The organism is Alcanivorax sp. (assembly GCF_051117345.1).
Classification (GTDB): Bacteria; Pseudomonadota; Gammaproteobacteria; order Pseudomonadales; family Alcanivoracaceae; genus Alcanivorax.
In genome coordinates this window covers 21,889-28,174 of record NZ_JBNPEC010000113.1, presented here as the reverse complement: position 1 = coordinate 28,174, position 6,286 = coordinate 21,889, and the positions used below count along the sequence as shown (strand labels likewise).

8 protein-coding genes are annotated in these 6,286 nt (G+C 60.8%); all 8 read left to right on the top strand.

Annotation, left to right across the window (positions count from 1 at the left end):
• On the top strand, nucleotides 1–860 hold an 860-nt coding region (locus ACFE0K_RS07400; protein ID WP_434535454.1), incomplete at its 5' end, for a response regulator.
• The gene (locus ACFE0K_RS07395) at nucleotides 857–1,882 is read left to right on the top strand and encodes a chemotaxis protein CheB (RefSeq protein WP_434535453.1); all 1,026 of its coding nucleotides are present in this window, start codon (nucleotides 857–859) and stop codon (nucleotides 1,880–1,882) included. The genes ACFE0K_RS07400 and ACFE0K_RS07395, both read left to right, overlap by 4 nt.
• A 42-nt stretch (nucleotides 1,883–1,924) precedes the next feature.
• The gene (locus tag ACFE0K_RS07390) at nucleotides 1,925–2,380 is read left to right on the top strand and encodes a chemotaxis protein CheW (protein WP_434535452.1); all 456 of its coding nucleotides are present in this window, start codon (nucleotides 1,925–1,927) and stop codon (nucleotides 2,378–2,380) included.
• Complete coding sequence (locus tag ACFE0K_RS07385; protein WP_434535451.1) at nucleotides 2,377–3,372, top strand: MBL fold metallo-hydrolase; 996 nt, start codon at nucleotides 2,377–2,379, stop codon at nucleotides 3,370–3,372. The genes ACFE0K_RS07390 and ACFE0K_RS07385 overlap by 4 nt, the downstream gene beginning before the upstream one ends.
• Nucleotides 3,369–4,367: a lysophospholipid acyltransferase family protein gene (locus tag ACFE0K_RS07380; RefSeq protein ID WP_434535450.1), complete on the top strand. Its 999-nt coding sequence runs from the start codon at nucleotides 3,369–3,371 to the stop codon at nucleotides 4,365–4,367. Before ACFE0K_RS07385 ends, ACFE0K_RS07380 begins: the two co-directional genes overlap by 4 nt.
• 59 nt (nucleotides 4,368–4,426) lie before the next feature.
• Nucleotides 4,427–4,975, top strand: coding sequence for a cytochrome b (locus ACFE0K_RS07375; RefSeq protein ID WP_434535449.1), 549 nt, complete (start codon nucleotides 4,427–4,429; stop codon nucleotides 4,973–4,975).
• 71 nt (nucleotides 4,976–5,046) lie between these two features.
• On the top strand, nucleotides 5,047–5,535 hold the full coding sequence (locus tag ACFE0K_RS07370; protein WP_434535448.1) for an FKBP-type peptidyl-prolyl cis-trans isomerase: 489 nt from the start codon (nucleotides 5,047–5,049) through the stop codon (nucleotides 5,533–5,535).
• 247 nt (nucleotides 5,536–5,782) lie between these two features.
• Nucleotides 5,783–6,256 carry an NfeD family protein gene (locus tag ACFE0K_RS07365; protein ID WP_434535447.1) on the top strand — a complete coding sequence of 158 codons (474 nt, stop codon included), beginning with the start codon at nucleotides 5,783–5,785 and terminating at the stop codon, nucleotides 6,254–6,256.
• The last annotated feature ends 30 nt before the right edge of the window (nucleotides 6,257–6,286 follow it).

Here is a 6,286-nt window from a genome sequence, read left to right as displayed (position 1 = left end):
ACACCTACGCCATCCCGTTGAACCAGATCGAAGGCATCGTGCGTATCAGCCCCTTCGAGCTGCAGCATTACTTCGAGGAAGACAACCCGGTCTATACCTATGTGGGCCAGGACTACGAGCTGCAATACCTGGGCAATTTCGTCCATGGCACGCGCAGCCCGCACCTGGAAAATCACACCACCCCCATGCCGGTACTGCTGATCCGCAGCACCGAACACACCGTGGCCATCGTGGTGGACAACCTGGTGGGCTCCCGGGAAGTGGTAGTGAAATCGGTCGGCCCGCAACTGGCCTCGGTGGCCGGCATCAGCGGTGCCACCATCCTCGGGGATGGCTCCGTGGTGATCATTCTCGATATCCACTCGCTGATCCGTGCCGCACACGTGCAAGTGCCGACACTGGGTGTGGCAGACATTCCGGTACTGCCTCAGGAACCGGTGCAGGAAGACGAAGAAGCCGAATCCAAGCGCGATACGCCGCTGGTCATGGTCACCGATGACTCGGTTACCGTGCGCAAGGTGACCACTCGCCTGCTGGAGCGCAATGGCTACGAAGTGGTCACCGCCAAGGACGGCATAGATGCCATCGCCAAGCTGGAAGATATCCGCCCGGATGTGATGCTGCTGGATATCGAGATGCCACGCATGGACGGCTTCGAAGTCGCCACCCACGTGCGCCACGACAGCCGCCTGCAGGACGTGCCGATCATCATGATTACCTCGCGCACCGGCGAAAAACACCGCGAACGGGCCTTCGACATCGGCGTGAACTGTTACATGGGCAAGCCGTTCCAGGAGAACGAACTGCTCTCCACCATTCGTGAACTGCTGGGCGAGTTGCAGGAAACGGGTAACGAATGACCGCACCGGGCCGGGTCGGCGTGATCGCCGACAGCACATTGCAGGGCCACCTGCTGTCCAGCGCAGTGAAAGGTCAGGGCTACCAGGTGGTCGTCAACACCGATCCGGAAGCCCTGGAAAAACGCTGGCTGGAAGAGGGCGCTCTGGATCTGTGGGTCGTAGACCTGTCCAGTGAGGACCGCTGGCAGGCATTTCTGGATAACCTGCTGGAAGACGCCGCCGCGCCCATCCTGTTCTGCGATGGTCAGGCCCCGGCGCGCACCGATGCCCGCTACCCGAAATGGGAACGGCGGCTGGTGACCAAGCTGGTGGATTACATCGGCAAGCCGGCGGTGGAAGAGCGGCTGGAAGTGATCCCCCAGCGCCCGCCACAGGTGAAAATCCCCACCCCGCGGGAATTCGAAACCATTGGCCCCGGCGACCGACCTAAACGGGTCTGGGTACTGGGGGCCAGCCTGGGCGGTCCGGCGGCGGTGAAACTGTTCCTCGACTGCCTGCCGGCCAATCTGCCGGTAGCCTTTGTGCTGGCGCAGCATATCGACGCCAGCTTCCTCGATACCCTGTGCGGCGTGCTGGGGCGGGACAACAACATTCATTGCAAGGTAGGCGTGGACGGCAGCGCCCTGCGCCATGGCGAACTGGCCATCGCGCCGGTGGAATACGCGGTGAAGTTTCGCCACGACGGTCGCATCCAGTCCACAGGCCAGGCCTGGGAAGGCCCTTATGCACCGTCCATTGATCAGGTGATACAACATGTGGGCGAGGGCTTCGGCAACGCCTGCGGCGCTATCCTGTTTTCCGGCATGGGCAATGACGGCGCCATCGCCGCCCCCCGGCTGGCCGCCAGTGGCTGTCCCGTATGGGCACAGAGCGCCGATACCTGCGCCGTCAGCAGCCAGCCCGATTCTACCCGCGAGACGGGCTGCGTCAGTTATAGCGGCTCTCCGGAACAGCTTGCACGACAGCTGGTGGAACGGTTAAGAAGAGAATTAAAAGCAGAAGTACAGAAGCCGGGTGCCTGACACGGGTTACTGCATACTCCGGCTTACACTTTGAGGTTTACTATGAGCAGCTTGCCATCCGACATTTCCAGCCTGCTGATCCCCATGCAGGGGCGCCCCTGGCTGATCCCCAACATCGTGGTCGCCGAAATCATTCCCCTGCGCCAACCGGATCGACCCGGTCATGGGCCGGAATGGCTGCTGGGCTGGCTGAGCTGGCGGGACCAGAATATTCCGCTGCTGTCCTTTGAGAAACTCAACGAGTCCGGGCAGATCACCATTGGTAAGGATGCCCGCATCGCGGTACTGAATACCGTGGCCGGCAAAAGCACCTTCTATGCCGTGATCGTGCAGGGGATCCCGCGGATGATGAAAGTGGCCAAGAACGATCCGGTGGAAGAACCGGTGGACACCGGGCCAGCGGAAACCATGTACATCCAGGTGGGTGGCGACCTGGCGGTGATTCCCGATCTGGATGCCATTGAAGGCGCCGTGGCAGGACTGCGGGACGGCGCATGATCGACCGGGAACGGCTGGCCGCGCTGGCAGCAGAACACCCCGCCCACGCCGGGGTGTATCGCAATCGTTTCCCTACCCCCCACCATGGCCTGGGTGCCTTCCTGCGCTGGCAATGGGACACCCGGGGCCAGTTTCCGCGCCATCAGCACTTCCCCCTGCAGCAGCCGGACCGGCAACGTCTCGGGAACCCGGGACCGCAACCGCAATTGACCTGGATCGGCCACGCCACCTTCCTGTTTCAGCACCGCGGCTGGAATATGATTACCGACCCGGTATTTTCCCAGCGCTGCTCACCGCTGTCCTTTGCCGGCCCGAAACGGGCGGTACCGCCAGCCCTTACCGTCGATGACCTGCCGCCGATCAATGCGGTGCTGGTCTCCCACAACCACTACGACCATCTGGATCGGGCGTCGGTAAAACAGCTCCAGGCCCGTTTTGGTCGCGAAATTCTCTGGTTCGTCCCGACGGGCGTAGCATCCTGGCTACGCAACCTGGGCGTGGAGCGCATTATCGAACTGGGCTGGTGGCAAAGCGAATACCACGGCCAGGTGGAAGCCTTCTGCCTGCCCGCCCAGCATTTCAGTGGCCGTGGCCCCGGCGATCATAACCGGACCCTGTGGTGTAGCTGGCGACTGAACTTTCCGGATTTCAGTCTCTATTTTGCCGGCGATACCGGCTATGCCCCGCTATTCGATGAAATTGGCGACATTTTCGGCCCCGTGGACCTGGCCCTGTTACCCATCGGCGCCTATGAACCCCGCTGGTTTATGTCCCCAGTACACATAAACCCGGCAGAAGCGGTTACAATTCACCGTGAGATTCGCGCCCGCCAGTCGGTAGCCATGCACTGGGGCACCTTTGTGCTCACCGACGAGCCCATGGACGCGCCGCCCCGGGCCCTGGCCCAGGCGCTGCAAGAACAACAGATCGATTCCGAGACATTTCGGGTCCCGCAGCATGGCGAGACCCTGACAATTGAATTGCCATCATGAGTAAACAATATCAAGGCCGCCGCCTGTGGCTGGTGGTCCGTCTGCTTGCCTGGCTTCCACTGCCACTGGTCACCACCTTCGGGGCGTTTATTGCCACCCTGATCACGCTGGTGCCGCTGCGCTACGCCAGTGCCTACCGGGTGGTGCTGATCAATCTGCTGGCGACCCACCCAGCCATGAGCCTGGCGGACGCCAAACGTATCGGCCGCCAGAGCATGGCCGAACTGGGCCGTACCCTCACCGAATTCAGCCATGTCTGGCATCGCCCGGTGGAAGAAACCCTGGCCCGGATCACCCATATTCACGGCGAACAAGCCTTTCTGGATGCCTGCGCCTGCGAGCGGCCGGTACTCATGCTGTCCCTGCACCAGGGTAGCTGGGAAATCAGCAACCTCTATGTGGGCGACAAGGGTGACCGCGACAAGACCCTGATCATGTACCAGCCCCATCCTGCCACCCTGATGGATGCCATGGTCAAGGCAGCCCGGGAGCGCACCGGCTCGGTACTCATTCCCACCAACAGCCAGGGGGTCAAACAGGCCCTCGCGGCCATGAAGAGCGGTGGCACCCTGGGCATCCTTTCCGATCACAACCCGGGCAACCGCAGCAATCCCTGCGTGCCTTTCTTTGGCTACGATGTGCCTACCCCGGCGCTGATCGACAAGCTGGTGCAACGCTACCGCCCCCATGTGTTCATCGTTTCCTGCATCCGCGGCCAGGGCGGCGTGAAAGACATCCACCTACACTTCGAACAAGCCCCGGAGATCGAACAGGCCAGTGACTGCACCGAAATTCTCACCGCCATGAACACCGGCCTGCAGAACTGCATCGACCGCAACCTGGCCCAATACCAGTGGACCTACAAACGGTTCAAATGGGGCCCCAATGGCCGGCGGCGCTGGTATCGGCAATCCCGGGACCTGCTGGCACGGATCGCACGGGGCGAAGACCGCAAAGCCCTGGGTCTGCACCCGGACGCTGACCAGGATCAGTGAATACCCGTTAAGCCCCGGTTAATCTTTATCCGGCATACTTCAGTTAACGGGAGCGCATCATGGCCACAAGACCGGCAAGCTGGCACGCATTACACAAAGGACTTCACTGGCTGGTGGTTTTGTTGCTGGTCATGGTCTGGGGAGCCGTCGAGCTCCATGAGTTCTACGAAAAAAGTGACCCCATGCGCGAATGGTGGAAAATGCTGCACTTTTCCCTGGGGCTCACCACGCTGGTTATCATCCTGATCCGGCTTTATGGCCGCGCCCTGTACCCGCGCCCGACACCCATTGGCGCCGCCTGGCAGCATCAGTTATCCCGTCTTGTTCATGGACTGCTTTATGGGGTGCTTCTCGCCATGCCCCTCAGCGGTTTTGCCATGCGCCAGTTCGCCGGCAAGACCATTGAAGTATTTGCGGTCTTTAACGTGCCCCAGCTAGCGGCGGTCAATACTGACCTGGCCAAACAGATCGCCTTCATCCACAAGGAAGTGCTGTGGACCACGCTACTGACCCTGATATCCATCCATGTAGCAGGCGCCCTGTGGCACCATTTCATCGACAGGGACGCTACCCTCAAACGCATGCTCCCCGGCAAGCACAACCACTGAGATAATTGCCCGGCGGCGATGAAGGCGCCACAATTGCCCACCATCCCGATCGCCTGACAACCGGAGCATGCATGACCATCGAAAACGACAAGGTCGTTACCCTGCATTACAGCCTGTTCAACGCCGACGACGGCAGCGAAATTGAAAACTCCCGGGACACCGGTGAGCCCATGGCTTACCTGCACGGCTATAACAACATCATCAAGGGGCTGGAAAATGCCCTTACCGGCAAGACTGTCGGCGATGAAGTGGATGTGACCGTCAGCCCGGCAGACGCCTACGGCGAATACGACAACACCCTGTTCCAGCGCCTCTCCCGCAAGTACCTGAAACACGCCGGCAAGCTTACCCCGGGCAAGGTGGTCACGGTCTCTACCGACGAAGGGCCGCGCATGCTCACCGTGCTCAAGGTAGGCCTGAAAACCGTGGACGTGGACGCCAACCACCCCCTGGCCGGCAAGTCCCTGCGTTTTGTGGTGGAAATCACGGATATTCGTGATGCCACCGAAGAAGAAAAAGCCCACAAGCATGCCCATGGCGTTGGCGGGCATCAGCACTGATTCAGCTACAAGCCTCAAGCTGCAAGCTGCAACGCGGGGTAAGCTTTTCCGGTTTGATACGCTTGCGCCCGCGCCTTTACCGTTAATCGCGGGCGAGGCCTTGCAAAACCATGGATCTTGAACCGCGTTGCAGCTTGAAGCTTGTAGCTTGCGACTGCTGATTTTCAGCCTTTTCCTACCGACTAACCTGTCACCAACGTGCTATCTTAGTTGATCAAAATAATGCACACGTTACAGGGGCACAGGAATGGATCTGCCAGAATACAGTTACTGGATTATCGCCGGGCTCGCCTTTGTGATCGCCGAATTTGCCGTCTCCGGTCTGGTGGTGATCTTCTTCGGGATCGCCGCGTTGCTGGTAGGCAGCCTCAAGTTTCTCGGGCTGCTGGATGACACCGCCTGGGAACTGACCCTGTTCGCCCTGACCAGCCTGTTATTGCTGGTATTTGTCCGTCGCGTGATCAACGACAAATTGATGGGCAATGAGCGCCACCGTGGCGCGGGGGAGGCAGACAGTGCCGGCTTGGTCGGTGGCCGTGCCACCGTGGCAGACGCCTTCAATAACGGCGTGGGCACCGTTTCCTACCGGGGCGCCCGCTGGCAAGCACAGTGCGCCCAGCCGCTGCATCCCGGCGACATGGTTCGCATCACCCAACACGACGGCCTCTGGCTCACCGTAGAACCCTGGACGCCAGGGCCGCAGACGCCGCCGGCTGAATGACCCCTATCGCCAACCCGTTTTCATCTCAAC

Bases quoted from the DNA above. Each gene is read 5' to 3' on its own strand.
- ACFE0K_RS07395 (WP_434535453.1), top strand. From the start codon at position 857: ATGACCGCACCGGGCCGGGTCGGCGTGATCGCCGACAGCACATTGCAG.
- ACFE0K_RS07390 (WP_434535452.1), top strand. From the start codon at position 1,925: ATGAGCAGCTTGCCATCCGACATTTCCAGCCTGCTGATCCCCATGCAG.
- ACFE0K_RS07385 (WP_434535451.1), top strand. From the start codon at position 2,377: ATGATCGACCGGGAACGGCTGGCCGCGCTGGCAGCAGAACACCCCGCC.
- ACFE0K_RS07380 (WP_434535450.1), top strand. From the start codon at position 3,369: ATGAGTAAACAATATCAAGGCCGCCGCCTGTGGCTGGTGGTCCGTCTG.
- ACFE0K_RS07375 (WP_434535449.1), top strand. From the start codon at position 4,427: ATGGCCACAAGACCGGCAAGCTGGCACGCATTACACAAAGGACTTCAC.
- ACFE0K_RS07370 (WP_434535448.1), top strand. From the start codon at position 5,047: ATGACCATCGAAAACGACAAGGTCGTTACCCTGCATTACAGCCTGTTC.
- ACFE0K_RS07365 (WP_434535447.1), top strand. From the start codon at position 5,783: ATGGATCTGCCAGAATACAGTTACTGGATTATCGCCGGGCTCGCCTTT.